14 protein-coding genes, 2 tRNA genes and 2 rRNA genes are annotated in these 14,102 nt (G+C 45.4%); 4 read left to right on the forward strand and 14 right to left on the reverse strand.

What is annotated here, in order from left to right; translation table 11 throughout:
• Positions 1-58: 58 nt before the first annotated feature.
• On the reverse strand, positions 59-1,303 hold the full coding sequence (locus BHE18_RS03765) for an MFS transporter (RefSeq protein ID WP_071617312.1): 1,245 nt from the start codon (positions 1,301-1,303) through the stop codon (positions 59-61).
• 161 nt (positions 1,304-1,464) lie between these two features.
• On the opposite strand from BHE18_RS03765, the gene BHE18_RS03770 reads away from it, so the two are divergent.
• Positions 1,465-1,890, forward strand: a complete 426-nt coding sequence (locus BHE18_RS03770) for a MarR family winged helix-turn-helix transcriptional regulator (RefSeq protein WP_071617313.1) — start codon at positions 1,465-1,467, stop codon at positions 1,888-1,890.
• A 466-nt stretch (positions 1,891-2,356) separates the two neighbouring features.
• Here BHE18_RS03770 and groL read toward each other — a convergent pair whose 3' ends face one another.
• Both groL and groES read right to left on the reverse strand, forming a co-directional pair.
• Positions 2,357-3,988: a chaperonin GroEL gene (gene groL, locus BHE18_RS03775; RefSeq protein ID WP_071617314.1), complete on the reverse strand. Its 1,632-nt coding sequence runs from the start codon at positions 3,986-3,988 to the stop codon at positions 2,357-2,359.
• Between the two features lie 54 nt (positions 3,989-4,042).
• On the reverse strand, positions 4,043-4,330 hold the full coding sequence (gene groES / locus BHE18_RS03780) for a co-chaperone GroES (protein WP_071617315.1): 288 nt from the start codon (positions 4,328-4,330) through the stop codon (positions 4,043-4,045).
• Between the two features lie 811 nt (positions 4,331-5,141).
• On the opposite strand from groES, the gene BHE18_RS03785 reads away from it, so the two are divergent.
• Together BHE18_RS03785 and BHE18_RS03790 are read left to right on the forward strand one after the other, a co-directional pair.
• Entirely contained in the window at positions 5,142-5,885 is a 744-nt protein-coding gene (locus BHE18_RS03785) for a CPBP family intramembrane glutamic endopeptidase (protein WP_071617316.1), read from the forward strand.
• On the forward strand, positions 5,882-6,088 hold the full coding sequence (locus tag BHE18_RS03790; RefSeq protein WP_032085424.1) for a YdiK family protein: 207 nt from the start codon (positions 5,882-5,884) through the stop codon (positions 6,086-6,088). The genes BHE18_RS03785 and BHE18_RS03790 overlap by 4 nt, the downstream gene beginning before the upstream one ends.
• Before the next feature lie 19 nt (positions 6,089-6,107).
• On the opposite strand, the gene tatC is transcribed toward BHE18_RS03790, so the two are convergent.
• From tatC to BHE18_RS03805, 3 genes are read right to left on the reverse strand one after another with little or no spacing between them, the layout of a single operon-like run.
• Positions 6,108-6,881 (reverse strand): twin-arginine translocase subunit TatC, encoded by a 774-nt coding sequence (gene tatC / locus BHE18_RS03795; RefSeq protein ID WP_071617317.1) that lies wholly within the window; start codon positions 6,879-6,881, stop codon positions 6,108-6,110.
• Positions 6,882-6,899: 18 nt separating this feature from the next.
• Entirely contained in the window at positions 6,900-7,067 is a 168-nt protein-coding gene (locus tag BHE18_RS03800; RefSeq protein ID WP_032085426.1) for a twin-arginine translocase TatA/TatE family subunit, read from the reverse strand.
• Positions 7,068-7,121: 54 nt separating this feature from the next.
• Positions 7,122-7,799 (reverse strand): redox-sensing transcriptional repressor Rex, encoded by a 678-nt coding sequence (locus tag BHE18_RS03805; RefSeq protein WP_071617318.1) that lies wholly within the window; start codon positions 7,797-7,799, stop codon positions 7,122-7,124.
• A 223-nt stretch (positions 7,800-8,022) separates the two neighbouring features.
• Here BHE18_RS03805 and BHE18_RS03810 point away from each other — a divergent pair, with 223 nt between their 5' ends.
• Complete coding sequence (locus tag BHE18_RS03810) at positions 8,023-9,969, forward strand: ABC-F family ATP-binding cassette domain-containing protein (protein WP_071617319.1); 1,947 nt, start codon at positions 8,023-8,025, stop codon at positions 9,967-9,969.
• Between the two features lie 283 nt (positions 9,970-10,252).
• Here the strand turns inward: BHE18_RS03810 and tsaD are convergent, their stop codons facing one another.
• The 8 genes from tsaD to BHE18_RS03850 form a co-directional block, all read right to left on the reverse strand.
• Complete coding sequence (gene tsaD, locus BHE18_RS03815; RefSeq protein ID WP_071617320.1) at positions 10,253-11,269, reverse strand: tRNA (adenosine(37)-N6)-threonylcarbamoyltransferase complex transferase subunit TsaD; 1,017 nt, start codon at positions 11,267-11,269, stop codon at positions 10,253-10,255.
• Positions 11,266-11,703, reverse strand: a complete 438-nt coding sequence (gene rimI / locus BHE18_RS03820) for a ribosomal protein S18-alanine N-acetyltransferase (RefSeq protein WP_235860242.1) — start codon at positions 11,701-11,703, stop codon at positions 11,266-11,268. The genes tsaD and rimI overlap by 4 nt, the downstream gene beginning before the upstream one ends.
• Before the next feature lie 20 nt (positions 11,704-11,723).
• Complete coding sequence (gene tsaB, locus BHE18_RS03825) at positions 11,724-12,422, reverse strand: tRNA (adenosine(37)-N6)-threonylcarbamoyltransferase complex dimerization subunit type 1 TsaB (RefSeq protein ID WP_071617322.1); 699 nt, start codon at positions 12,420-12,422, stop codon at positions 11,724-11,726.
• The gene (gene tsaE / locus BHE18_RS03830; protein WP_071617323.1) at positions 12,419-12,874 is read right to left on the reverse strand and encodes a tRNA (adenosine(37)-N6)-threonylcarbamoyltransferase complex ATPase subunit type 1 TsaE; all 456 of its coding nucleotides are present in this window, start codon (positions 12,872-12,874) and stop codon (positions 12,419-12,421) included. Before tsaE ends, tsaB begins: the two co-directional genes overlap by 4 nt.
• A gap of 526 nt (positions 12,875-13,400) precedes the next feature.
• Positions 13,401-13,477 (reverse strand) — tRNA-Asp (locus tag BHE18_RS03835).
• Positions 13,478-13,608: 131 nt separating this feature from the next.
• Positions 13,609-13,682, reverse strand: a tRNA-Met gene (locus BHE18_RS03840).
• An 80-nt stretch (positions 13,683-13,762) separates the two neighbouring features.
• Positions 13,763-13,879, reverse strand: a 5S ribosomal RNA gene (gene rrf / locus BHE18_RS03845).
• A gap of 97 nt (positions 13,880-13,976) precedes the next feature.
• Positions 13,977-14,102: ribosomal RNA gene (locus BHE18_RS03850) — 23S ribosomal RNA — on the reverse strand; the annotation flags it as partial.

Below are 14,102 nucleotides of genomic sequence, written 5' to 3' on the forward strand. Positions count from 1 at the left end.
TTGCACTCCAATCAACTGCTGGAACTAGTTATAAATAGAAACATCTTTCAAATAGGTTTTAATGCCCAGCTCCAGCGATATCCACATGTTTTAAGTGGTCTTTGTTGATTAGTATAACGACTACAGATAGCATAACAAATCCTGCTCCTACTATGAAAGGCAGGCTTGGGTTGTAGATTTCTGCGAGTTTGCCGGCTGTGAATGGTGCAATTGCGCCTCCGATGAAGCGAAGGAAGCTGTAGGCTGCCGATGCTGTGGAGCGTTCGACCGGTGCCGCGTTCATGACTGCGGTAGTGATCAATGTGTTATTATTCCCTAGGAATGCTCCCGCCAGGATGACGGAAACAATGACGACCCACTGCGTAGACGTCCAGAGGCCCATCGCAAGAAGCAATAAGGCGAAAAGTGTAAGCATTGCACACATGGATTTGATCGTCCCGAACCACTGCTGCAGTTTCGGTGCCATGAATACGGAAGTGACTGCAAGCAGCAGCCCCCAGCCAAGAAACACGTATCCAAGTCCGTGTTCATCAAGTCCCATAACGAACGGTGCGTATGCAAGCAATGTAAAGAAACCAAAGTTGTACAGTGCCGCAGCAATACCGAATACGAATAACGAACGGTGCTTCAACGCTCGGAACGGATCGGCGAGCGTTGTTTTTGTTTGAGGCTTTTGGGCTGGATCTGCCTTTGGCATCAAAATGGTCAGACCGATGAACGCGATGACCATCAGTGACGCAACGCCAAGGAACGGCCCCCTCCAGGATATGGCGCCCAGCCATCCCCCTAGCAGCGGACCCACTGAAATGCCAAGTCCGATCGCCGCTTCATAAAGAATGATTGCCTTAGCGGCGCCGCTGTTTGAAAGCGACACGATCGCGGCCAGTGCAGTGGCAACAAAAAGCGCATTTCCAAGGCCCCAGCCACCGCGGAGTCCGACCAGCGTCCAGATATCGTTAGAAAAACCTCCAAGTGCAGAGAATATGGCTATAATGACGATTCCCGAAAGCAACGTCCCTTTAATTCCAATTCTTGATGAAAGCATCCCGGTAATGAGCATCGCCACTGCCATCACGGCATTATAACTGGTGAAAAGCAGTGTGACCTGACTCTGGGTGGCATCCAGCTGACTGGCAATCGCCGGCAGGATCGGGTCAACGAGACCGAGCCCCATGAACGCAATGATACATGCAAAAAAAACAGCCCAGACCGCTTTCGGCTGTGCCAAAATCCCTTTCTTCTCCACATCGGCCGGGTCCAATACAGGCGGCTGGGAAGGTACGGATGGTTGAGTTGATGACATTCGTATTCTCCTTTTCTTAATGAATTTTATTTAAACCCGCAAATTAGTTGTATGATGAAAGTTTATAATTGTATTATACAACTAAATTCCAGCACGTCAACAGCCTTGATCCATTTTATGTGGTATCATTATAGATATAACTTGTATTGCGGGGTTATGATATGAATGAAAAACATTTAGAAATAATTGAACTGGAGCTCGCCATCCTCATCCGCCGGGCCACCAATCTCTCTTCCCATAAAAAACTCGGCACCCTCGACCGCTCCGCCTATCTTTTACTTAGAAGGATTGCCAATAAAGGCGCAGCCGGAGTGAAGGTGCTTGCAGAGGAATTCATGCTCGACATATCCACGATCAGCAGACAGGCAGCCGCCCTTGAACAAAAAGGCTACCTGTACCGGATACCAGACCCTTCAGACGGCAGATCCTATAAACTCGACATCACCGAGCTTGGGACCACTGTCTTCAAGGAACACAAACAGGCCCGACTGGAACGGATATCCGAGAAAATCGTGGACTGGCCTGAGGACGAGCGCGAAGCATTTGGAAAGTTGTTGAAGAAGTTTAATGAGTCGTTGAAATTGTGAGGAGTTTAAGGGGAGTCTGGTTGACTCCTTTTTTATTTGAGTATTTTTAGTTAAAACCAATAAATTTCTCCTGAAATCACTACTGCAAATAAATTTATTCAATTATTTACTACTCCCTGATTTCAGTACAAGCTGTTTTTTATGGTGAATTGATTGTTTTTTAAATTACTTCATCCTGCTTGAATGGGAAAATGGATTTATTATCGAAAATGAAACTTTTATTATCGATAATTCAACATTTATTATTGAAAACGAACATTTTATTATCAAATTTCAAATTGCCTTTTTTAAAACCAGTCTCTTACTATTGATTTAAAATACTTTTTATCACTTTTCCCGATTTATTATCAATACCTATAAGTAGTAATCCCTTCCCAATAAAAAACTCCCATCAGCTCTAAACTGATGGGAGTTTTGAATGATTAGCAGCTTGTTTCAGGCAGCTAAATCAAAGGTTGGGGGCAGATTACATCATGCCGCCCATTCCGCCCATGCCACCCATATCAGGCATGCCGCCGCCGGCATTTTCTTCAGGAATGTCTGCAACTACTGCTTCAGTAGTCAGGAACATTGCTGCAACGGATGCTGCGTTTTGAAGTGCGGAACGAGTAACTTTGGTTGGGTCAACGATACCTTTTTCGATCATGTTCACCCATTCGCCAGTTGCTGCGTTGAATCCTACACCCACTTTTTCTTTCTTGAGGCGTTCTACGATGATAGAACCTTCAAGTCCAGCGTTGTGGGCGATTTGACGGATTGGCTCTTCAAGTGCGCGAAGCACGATGTTGATACCAGTCGCAATGTCTGCGTCCGCTTCGATTGAAGCGACTTTGTTGTATACGTTCACAAGGGCAGTACCACCACCGGAAACGATGCCTTCTTCCACTGCTGCGCGAGTAGAGTTCAATGCGTCTTCGATGCGAAGTTTACGCTCTTTAAGCTCAGTTTCAGTTGCAGCACCGACTTTGACGACTGCTACACCGCCTGCAAGCTTGGCAAGGCGCTCTTGTAATTTTTCTTTATCGAATTCAGAAGTAGACTCTTCGTGTTGAGCACGGATTTGGTTCACGCGTGCTGCAATCTTTTCTGGATCTCCAGAACCTTCTACTACTGTTGTGTTTTCTTTTGTCACGACAACCTTCGCTGCACGGCCAAGTTGAGTCACATTTGCAGATTTAAGGTCAAGACCTAAATCTTCAGTGATGACTTCACCGCCGGTAAGGATGGCGAGGTCTTCAAGCATTGCTTTACGGCGGTCACCGAATCCAGGAGCTTTAACAGCCACTGCATTGAATGTTCCGCGAAGTTTGTTTACTACTAGTGTTGCAAGTGCTTCACCTTCAACATCCTCAGCAACGATCAACAATGGCTTGCCTTGTTGAACCACTTGCTCAAGAACAGGAAGTACTTCTTGGATGTTGCCGATTTTCTTATCAGTGATCAAGATGTATGGATTTTCAAGAACCGCTTCCATCTTGTCAGAGTCAGTCACCATGTATGGAGAAGCATATCCGCGGTCGAATTGCATACCTTCCACGACATCAAGCTCAGTTGTGAATCCTTTGGATTCTTCGATTGTGATGACACCGTCGTTACCAACGCGTTCCATAGCTTCAGCGATCAGTTGGCCGACTTCTTCGTCAGCAGCTGAAATCGCAGCAACCTGAGCGATTGAATCTTTTCCTTCGATTGGCTTGGAGATAGCTTTTAATTCTTCAACTGCAGTTTGAACCGCTTTTTCAATCCCTTTACGTACACCTACAGGGTTAGCTCCCGCCGTTACGTTCTTAAGACCTTCACGGATCATTGCCTGTGCAAGAACCGTAGCAGTTGTCGTACCGTCACCGGCAATTTCGTTTGTTTTGCTTGCTACTTCAGCAACAAGTTTCGCACCCATGTTTTCGAATGCATCTTCAAGTTCGATTTCCTTAGCAATTGTCACACCGTCATTTGTGATAAGCGGTGAACCGTATTTCTTCTCAAGTACCACGTTGCGTCCTTTTGGTCCAAGAGTTACTTTTACTGCGTTTGCTAATTGATCTACCCCGCGAAGCATGGAACGGCGTGCTTCTTCGCTAAATTTAATATCCTTAGCCATATTCAAAGTCCTCCTCTTATTGTTTAAAGTAATGTTTTATGATCAGTATTTTAATTATTCGCCAATAACAGCCAGAATGTCACTGTCACGAAGGATCAGATATTCTGTGCCTTGGTATTTCACTTCTGTACCAGCATATTTACTGAAGATGATTCGATCGCCGACAGACACTTCAAGAGCAACGCGCTCACCGCTGTCAAGAACGCGACCTGTACCTACAGCAACAACTTTACCTTCCTGCGGCTTTTCCTTTGCGGAGTCCGGAAGAACGATACCGCTTGCTGTTTTTTCTTCTGATTCGACTAGCTCGATAACGACGCGATCACCTAGTGGTTTTAACAAGTGAAACAACCTCCTTGAAATTATGTAAATAGTTTATTTATTAGCACTCGTTCATCGTGAGTGCTAACACAATTATTATAATAATTAATTCGTTTTCATTTTGCAAGAGTCCTGCTTAAAATTTTTTTCGTCATTTTCCTCCTTTTTTCACACCTCTCTATACTATGTTGGGGTCTGTCTTTCTATTCCTGCATTATCTGCTTTCATTTTGTTGTGATGGCTATGTAACACCCATTGAATACCGCTGTTGGTTTCCGTGCAAGACTTCGCTTTCCGCGGGCGGCCGGTAAGCCTCCTCGTCGCATTCGCTCCTGCGGGGTCTTACCAGTCTCGCTATTCCCGCTGGAGTCTTCGTCTTGCACTCCAACCAACAGCTGTAACCAGTAAATTCTAATAAATATCTTTCAAATTAGGCTTAGGGCTTAATAAAATCATTTGAAAACCAGAGTGTATTGGAGCGGAAGGCACTTGACTCCGACGGGAAATAGAGGAAAAGTCGAGACTTGTCCAGCTCCGGCGGCTAGAGGCTCGAGGTCATAAGGCAAACAAGCCAAAAAGGCAAAGAACGCCTTTCCGGCTTGTTCGCCTTATGCTTGTCGCCTCTGAACGAGCCGCCTCCGCTTTTCTAACCCGCAGGCGGAACGCCGAGGAGGCTTGACTTCCTCCCCGCGGAAAGCAAGTGCCTGAAGCGGAAAGAAACGGTCCAAATATTTTAGAGTAACTAGTTTGAAACCCACAAGCACCTACCATTTGAACAGTTGCCCGATTATTAGTAGAATTGAACAAGATGATGGTTAAAGGAGACGTAACGTTGAAAAAACATTTTGGATATATTTTGATCGCGTATATTGTGATGCAGCTTTCGAGTATTGTCGGGGTTCCGCTCCTTTATAAGATCGGGACGGACGTGATGGGCGAGCCTGCAGACCAGGTGAAACAGCTTGTACCCGGATACTGGCTTGTGATCAGCTTCACGCTGACATTGATCGTCGTATGGAGCATCCTGCGGAAAAGTGAAACAAGCACCCGTCTTGAGCGAAGCGCCCCTCTCAACGCCGGCAGTTCGATCGGCTGGGCGATTGCAGGGATTTTCATCGCTTTCTTCGCACAGTCCATCGCGATCCAGATTGAATATGCACTCGGCATTAAGATGGGCTCGGAAAATACGCAGATGATCATCGGGATCATTGAAAAGGTACCCGTTTCGATGCTTGTGGCCGCCGTGATCGGGCCGATCCTTGAGGAGATCGTGTTCAGGAAAATCATTTTCGGCGTCCTGTATGAGAAGATGCATTTCTTCTTTGCAGCATTGATCAGTTCCATCATATTCGCCCTTGCGCACTTTGAACCGGAACATGTCATCCTGTATTCTGCCATGGGATTCACTTTTGCGTTTCTATACGTAAGGACGAAAAGAATACTCGTGCCAATTTTTGCTCATGTCGCGATGAATACATCTGTCGTGCTGATACAATCTATCTATAAGGACGATATTCAGAAGATCATGAAAGAAGCAGAACAAATTCAAGGATTTATTGGAGGATTATTTTCATGAGAAGATCACCGCTTTTCTCTGGAGTGATCTATCTCCTGCTAGGAATACTTTTCACATACTTTGCAGTACAGAATGTAAGAGATGATGGTTGGGGATTTTTCACTTATATGCTGGTCTTTCTGGCCACCCTTGATTTCGGGTCCGGACTCAGGATGATCATGATTCATTTCAAGATCAAGAAACAAATCAATAATAAAAAATAAGGATTGGTCCCCGCGGGGATCAATCCTTATTTATATCTTCATATTGTTCGATTTCCAGCTTCTGTTCAGCTTCCAGTACCTTTTTATATCCGATCTTTGAAATCCAGATGCTGATTTCATAAAGGATGAATAAAGGCACGGTCACCATCAAGTGAGAGATGATGTCCGGCGGCGTGATGAAGGCAGCGATGATGAAGAGGACAAAGTAAGCGACCTTCCTCGCTTGTGCCATCACCATAGGCGTGATGATTCCCAACCGGGTCAGGAACAGCATCGCGACCGGCAGCTGAAATAAAAATCCGAACGGAATCGTTATTTGAAATAAGAAATGAAAGTACTCATTGATACCGATGACCTGCTGGATCTCAAGGTTTTCAGATAATCCCATCATGAACTTCACAACATAAGGAAACAGGATGAAGTACGAAAAGGACAACCCTGCAAGAAAAAGAAGGACCGACACCGGTATGTAGCTGAGTGTTACCTTTCTTTCCCGTTCATAAAGACCGGGTGAAACAAATGACCATACCTGATAGAGGATGACCGGCGACGTGATGAGCACGGCGACGAATATGATCATCTCCATGTAAATCTTGAGCGGATCTGTCACCCTGAAGGCATTCATGGTCATATCTTTTGCTTCATCGGCATGCTGTAAATATGTGATCAGCGGACCTGCGAGAAAGAAACCCGCGATAACCGCCAACAAGAAGAAAACGACTACAATCATGAGTCGTTTTTGCAATTCTCCTATATGTTCATACAACGTCATATCTTTCTGACTTTGACTCATGGCGTTCATCCTACTCTATTACTTAGCATCTTTTGATTTATCGTCATCATCTGCTAAGCCTTTTGTTGCATTTTTGAACTCACGTAAAGTATTTCCGAATGCTTTCCCGAGTTCCGGCAATTTCTTAGGACCAAAGATCAGTAAAGCAACAATTGCGATTAATACGAGGCTACCTGGACCTGGCATAATGAGACACCTCCTCTTTTACATTTCTATCATATCGTAAATCATATGAAATGGCTATTCCGATATGATTCCATCTTGTGACATTTCCGTGTCATCCTCTGAATAATGTTTCAAAAAGTATACCAATGACTGCAGTTCCACCGCCAAATCAATATGATGGATGCGGATATGATCCGGCACCGTCAGCCTTGCCGGTGTAAAGTTCAGGATCCCCTTGACTTTCGAGGATACCAGCCGGTCTGTGATGTTCTGAGCAGAAGAAGCCGGCACTGTCAGGATCGCCACTTCTATATTCTGATCTTCGAGCTTCTCTTCAAGATCATCCAGGTGAAAGACCGGCACATCGCCGACCTGCGTCCCCACTTTGGACTCATCCACTTCGAACGCCATCTCGATCTTTGTATTATTGTTTTTTATAAAATTATAATTGAGAAAGGCGGTACCAAGATTCCCGACCCCGATCAATACAACCTTGGTCAGTGCATCCTGATCGAGCGTCTTTCTGAAAAAAGAGAGAAGATAGTTTACATTATATCCATAACCCTTTTTCCCTAATGCACCGAAATAGGAAAAGTCCCTGCGGATTGTGGCAGAATCAACCTTCACCGCTTCACTCAATTCCTTCGATGACACCCTCTGCTTGCCCGATGAGTACAAATTTTTGATAAAACGGTAATAAAGCGGCAGCCGTTTCGCCGTTGCCTGTGGAATTTTCGTTGTATCCTGATTCATTTCGTATTCCCCCACATCTATTCAAAACCTCGTTACGTTGGAAACCGCCCATCTGTGAACGCTTCCAAAATAACAGATAATCTTTTTCCCACGCTCTCCTACCCATCATACACTATATTCTATCCTATATGTGTGAAGATTAATAGTCATTCCTGGACATGTATCATTGCCGTTCTCCTCACAAATACGGTACACTAGCACTATGAAACAGAGGTGAAACGTCATGATTCTACTACAAGTGAATCAACTTAGCAAAAACTTTGGTGCAGATAATATCTTATCGAACATCAAACTTGAAATACAGACAAGGGACAGGGTTGCACTCGTCGGTCGGAACGGAGCCGGAAAGTCCACCCTTTTAAAAATAATCGCCGGCCAGCTGTCGTATGATGACGGTGAAATCACCAAGCCAAAAGGCGTATCGATCGGGTATCTCGCCCAGAATACCGGCCTTGAATCCGAACTCTCGATCTGGGAGGAAATGCTGACTGTCTTCGAAGACCTGCGCGCTCAGGAAAAACAACTCCGTGTTCTCGAAACAAAGATGGCAGATCCGTCCGTTTATGAAAACGAGGAACTGTATCAGCGGGTTCTGAAAGAATACGACAAGCTTCAGGTCAGCTTCAAAGAATCAGGGGGCTATCAATACGAAGCGGATATCAGGTCCGTCCTGCACGGGTTGAACTTTGCCGACTTCGACTATGGGACCAAAATCTCCACGCTGAGCGGAGGACAGAAAACCCGTCTCGCTCTCGGGAAGCTGCTCCTGACAAAGCCGGATATCCTGATCCTCGATGAGCCGACCAACCATCTGGATATCGAAACCCTCTCCTGGCTGGAGACGTACCTTCAGAGCTATGAAGGGGCCGTTCTGATCGTTTCCCATGACCGCTATTTCCTGGACAGCGTCGTCAACCAAGTCTATGAAATCTCGCGCAGACGGAGCAGGAAGTACATCGGGAACTACAGCAAGTATCTTCAGCAGAAAGCCGAAGACTACGAAAAAGATGTCAAACTCTATGAACGCCAGCAACAGGAAGTCGCAAAGCTCGAAGACTTCATCCAGCGCAACATCGCCCGTGCCTCCACGACAAAAATGGCGCAGAGCCGCCGAAAGAAACTCGAGCGCATGGACTTGATGGACAAGCCGCTCGGCGATGAGAAGTCCGCCACCTTCTCGTTCGATATCGATCGTCAAAGTGGAAACGATGTGCTGAAGGTGAATGACCTGTCGATTGGATACGAAGCTCAGGACATCATCTCAAGCCACATTGACTTTTCTGTAAAAAAAGGAGACAGCATCGCACTTGTCGGACCGAACGGAATCGGTAAATCGACCCTGCTGAAGACACTTGTGGATAAACTGAAGCCGTTAGCGGGAGACTTCAAATTCGGCTCGAACGTCTCCATAAGCTACTACGATCAGGAGCAGGCCGATCTTTCATCGAATAAAATCGTCCTCAATGAACTTTGGGATGAGTATCCGATGAAGAACGAGAAAGAAATCCGGACCGTACTCGGAAACTTCCTGTTCTCAGGGGAAGATGTCCTGAAACCGGTCTCGACTCTGAGCGGAGGCGAAAAAGCAAGACTCGCACTTTCAAAACTCATGATGGAAAAAGGTAATGTCCTCATTCTTGATGAGCCGACGAACCACCTGGACCTCGACAGTAAAGAAGTGTTGGAAAATGCCCTGATCGGTTATCCCGGAACGATTCTTTTTGTTTCACATGATCGTTACTTCATCAACAGGATCGCCACCAAAGTACTTGAACTCTCGAAAAATGGTTCCACCGAGTACCTCGGGGATTATAATTATTACGTGGAAAAGCTCCAGGAACAGGAAGAGCTCGCTGCTCTTGAACAAATAGAAAAAGGGCATCCTGCACCTGGGGCAGCCACCCGGCAAAAGCAAAATCATAAAATTGACAAAGAGGCAAAGAAACTGGAACGGCAGCGCCGAAGAAGAGTCGAAGAAATCGAGGCACGGATGGAAGAACTGGAAACAGTCATCGCAGAACAAGAAGAACTGCTTTGTGACCCCGGTATCTTCCAGGACCACGAAAAAGTCCAGGAGATCAACGACAAATTGAACTCTTCCAAGGAAGAATTGGATGAGCTCCTTGAAGAATGGACAGAACTCGAGGAACTTCTCCAAGAAGAACAGTAATCCACAGGTTTGAGTGAATTCACGTCACTCAAACCTTCTTTATTCCACATGGATATCCACATGTCGAATGTTGACGAAACCTTGTTCACAGAAGTTTTCCACATTATCCACAGATAAATCCACAGTTATACACAATTCTACACTGAATTACCCATATCTTTTTCACAAGGTGTTCACATCTTATCCGAAGTTATTAACAATTTATCCACAGACTGTTGATAAAACGTATGTTCCCTAAAAAAAGCCCCGACAAGGTTGATGCACCCCATCGAAGCTTTAACAATCAAAAATCCTCAATATCCAATCCAGGATTGGCGTTCATCGCCATATCCCCTCTTTTGCCTTGTTCAAACAATACAGTACCTGCAGCAGCAATCATCGCGGCATTATCCGTACACAAGGATAACGGTGGAATGATCAGTTCAGTATCCAGTTCCTTGAACGCTTCTTCCAAAGCAGCCCTCAGCCCTTTATTGGCAGCCACTCCGCCGGCCAACAGCAGTTGTTCCACTTTATACTCATTCACTGCCCTTACCGTTTTTGTCACAAGCACATCAATCACACTGGCCTGGAAGCTTGCGGCAAGATCTTGTGGATAAATGGTCCGGCCTTTTTGCTTCGCATTGTGAAGCGTGTTGATAACGGCTGATTTCAATCCGCTGAAACTGAAATCATATGACCCTTCTTCCAGCCATGCACGTGGAAGGTCAAGGGTCGGCTCCCCTTCATGGGCCAGGCGGTCGATATGAGGACCTCCCGGATAAGGGAGACTAAGTGTCCTTGCCACCTTATCGTATGCCTCCCCTGCAGCGTCATCACGCGTTTCGCCGATGACCTCGAAAGAACCATGCTCCTTCATCAGCACAAGTTCTGTATGTCCACCTGAAACGACAAGCGACAATAGAGGGAACTTCATTTCTTTCACAAGACGGTTTGCGTAAATATGCCCCGCGATATGATGAACGCCGACCAGCGGCTTGTTATGAGCAAACGCAAGAGCTTTCGCAGCATTCACCCCGATAAGCAATGCCCCCACCAAACCGGGTCCTTCCGTGACAGCAATACAATCGATCTCTTCCATTGTCATTTCTGCCTGTTCAAGTGCCTCTTCCAGCACCAGCGTCACCTGCTCCACATGGTGGCGCGAAGCGATTTCCGGCACCACTCCGCCGAATCGCTTATGACTTTCAATTTGGGAAGAAACGATATTCGTCACAATCTTCGTACCATTTTTAATGATAGCCACGGCTGTTTCATCACAACTTGTCTCTATTCCTAACACATACGTATCTTTTTTCATAAATTCACCCACATTACTAAAGCATCTTCTTGATTATCTGAATAATACCGTCTTCGGATACCGCCGTCTTGAAAACCCATTTTCCTATATAACCCTTTCGCTGCCTCGTTGCTGACCCTTACTTCCAGTGTCATCACACGGGCTCCGACCTCTTTAGCGATCTCCATGATCCCCTTCATGAGTGCTTCACCAAGTCCTTTCCCCCTGTAATCAGGCAGGACAGCGACATTCGTGATATGCGCCTCATCCACAACAAGCCAGACCCCGCAGTAACCGGCTATACTCTCTCCGTCCTCCACGACGAGATAAGTGGACAAGTGGTTCTGTTCTATTTCGTTGTAAAAGGCCTCACGGGTCCAGGGAATACTGAACGAACAATGCTCGATTTCCATCACCGCATCTAAATCATCAACCGTCATAAATCGAATTTCCATATCCTGAACGATCCTTTTTCTTATTTAGAATTTTTTTGTGCCTCTAACCATTTCACTTCAGCCTCAGCCAGGCGGATATAATTAGGAACAACCTCATGAGCTGTCTTTTCTTCCATTTGAGCACCTATAAGCGCAAGCTCGGATGGACGCGGATTATGGCTCACGAAAGGAGCAATCCTCGCCTGATCTCCCAGCACTTCTTTTATAACAGCCTCATGAATGCCGACATCGTTTCCTACAAATAAAATCTCCCCGTCGCACCCCTTCAACTTTTCCACCCAATCAGCAAGTAAAAGGTTCCGGTCTTCTTCAATCAACTGGATCTTATCTCCTTCAAATTTGTACAATCCTGTATAGACCTGCCCTCTTCTTGCGTCAAAGATGGGCGATATATAACCATTAAAATGGCGGCCGGAAGAAGCGAGCACCGCCAGACTGGAAACAGGCACCAACGGTATATTCAACGACCAGGCAAGTGTCTTTGCCATCGTGACCCCGATGCGGACCCCAGTATACGAACCGGGTCCATTCGCCACGACGATCTTCGTCAGCTCTTTAGGTTCCGTCTCACACTCTTTCAAAAGCTGCTCAACGGCCGGCATCGCCCTTACAGAATGATTTTTCTTAAAATTGGTGATATACTCACCAATCACTTTCCCTTCATCAATTAACGCAACCCCAAGAGGATAGTTCGAGGTATCGATCGACAATATCTTCATGAAACAATCTCCTTACATAACTCATTATACCTTTGCCCGTAAGGCTTTAATACAATTCTCCTGCTCGTATCGCCTTCCCTGTAAATCGACAGGTTCAACAATTCGCCCGGGAGCTGGTCTTTGATCAAATGCGCCCACTCGACGACCGTCACTCCCTCACCTTCAAAATACTCTTCAAAACCCAAGTCTTCAAAGGAATCATCCAGGCGGTACACATCCATATGATAAAAAGGCAGACGCCCCTTATATTCTTTAATAATGGTAAACGTAGGGCTGTTCACCGTCTTCATAACGCCAAGCCCTTTCGCAAGGCCCTTCGTAAAAGTCGTCTTCCCGGCACCAAGATCACCTTCTAATGTTATCACATCTCCAGGCTGAAGGTATTGTGCCAGTTTCTCTGCAAATGCCCCCGTCTCCTCGGGAGTCTCCGTCATCATTTCATACTGATCCATATCTATCTCCTCAACTTAAGTAGAGTATAAAAAAACCTTAGGACAGCACCTAAGGGATAATGTATATATGTAGTTTACCCTTTTTGGGGTATTTGAGTAAAGTGCATGGGAGTGGTTGTCCATATTTAAGGAAAGAAAAAGGTTTTTTGAGGTTTTTGCAGCACTTTTAGTGATTTATCTGAAAAATTCATACATAATCGGCGGCTAATTCCGTGAAATTCCTTTTCATGGCTGTAATTAGGTGGCCAGAAGCACCCGGTGATGCTTTGTTTAGGGATTTATGATCCATTTTCCAGATTTATGATCCATTCTAGAGATTTATGATCCTAATTCAGGATTTATGATCCATTCTGGAAATATATGATCCATTTTACAATTTTATGATCTTTTAATAATGATTCTAAATAAAATTCAAAAGTAGAAATCCCTTCTTCATACCACGTACACTCTTCCATTCCAGTGATCAATATAAAAAATAAAGACAAATAAAAAAACGAAACAAAAGTTTCGTTTACGTGTAAAGTAATGGCGGTCTGGACGGGACTCGAACCCGCGACCTCCTGCGTGACAGGCAGGCATTCTAACCAACTGAACTACCAGACCAGAGATTTTTGCGCCAGCAAAAGATCTTTCATTAATTTGCGTTAGCAAAAGAACTTACATTACCTTGCGTCAGCAAAATATTCATCCATCAGTCACCCATTAGATGTTTATTTACTTTTGCAAAAATGGTATTGCGGGGACAGGATTTGAACCTGCGACCTTCGGGTTATGAGCCCGACGAGCTACCGAACTGCTCCACCCCGCGACGATAAGATTGGGTAATATATAGAGTATACCACACTATATGTTACCAATGTTGGATTGTGTGAAAAAAATTTTATATCCGCCTGGCGATGTCCTACTCTCACAGGGGGAGAGCCCCCAACTACCATCGGCGCTGAAGAGCTTAACTTCCGTGTTCGGCATGGGAACGGGTGTGACCTCTTCGCCATAATCACCAGACGAATATTCAATTGAAGGATTTGTTCCTTCAAAACTAGATAAAGGATTGATGTCAAGAATACCGGTATTGCCGTTGTGTTCATTTAAAAATGACTCTTTGGTTAAGTCCTCGATCGATTAGTATCAGTCAGCTCCACATGTCGCCATGCTTCCACCTCTGACCTATCTACCTGGTCATCTTCCAGGGATCTTACTCACATAAAGTGATGGGAAATCTCATCTC

The organism is Rossellomorea aquimaris (genome assembly GCF_001877785.1).
GTDB lineage: Bacteria > Bacillota > Bacilli > Bacillales > Bacillaceae_B > Rossellomorea > Rossellomorea aquimaris_A.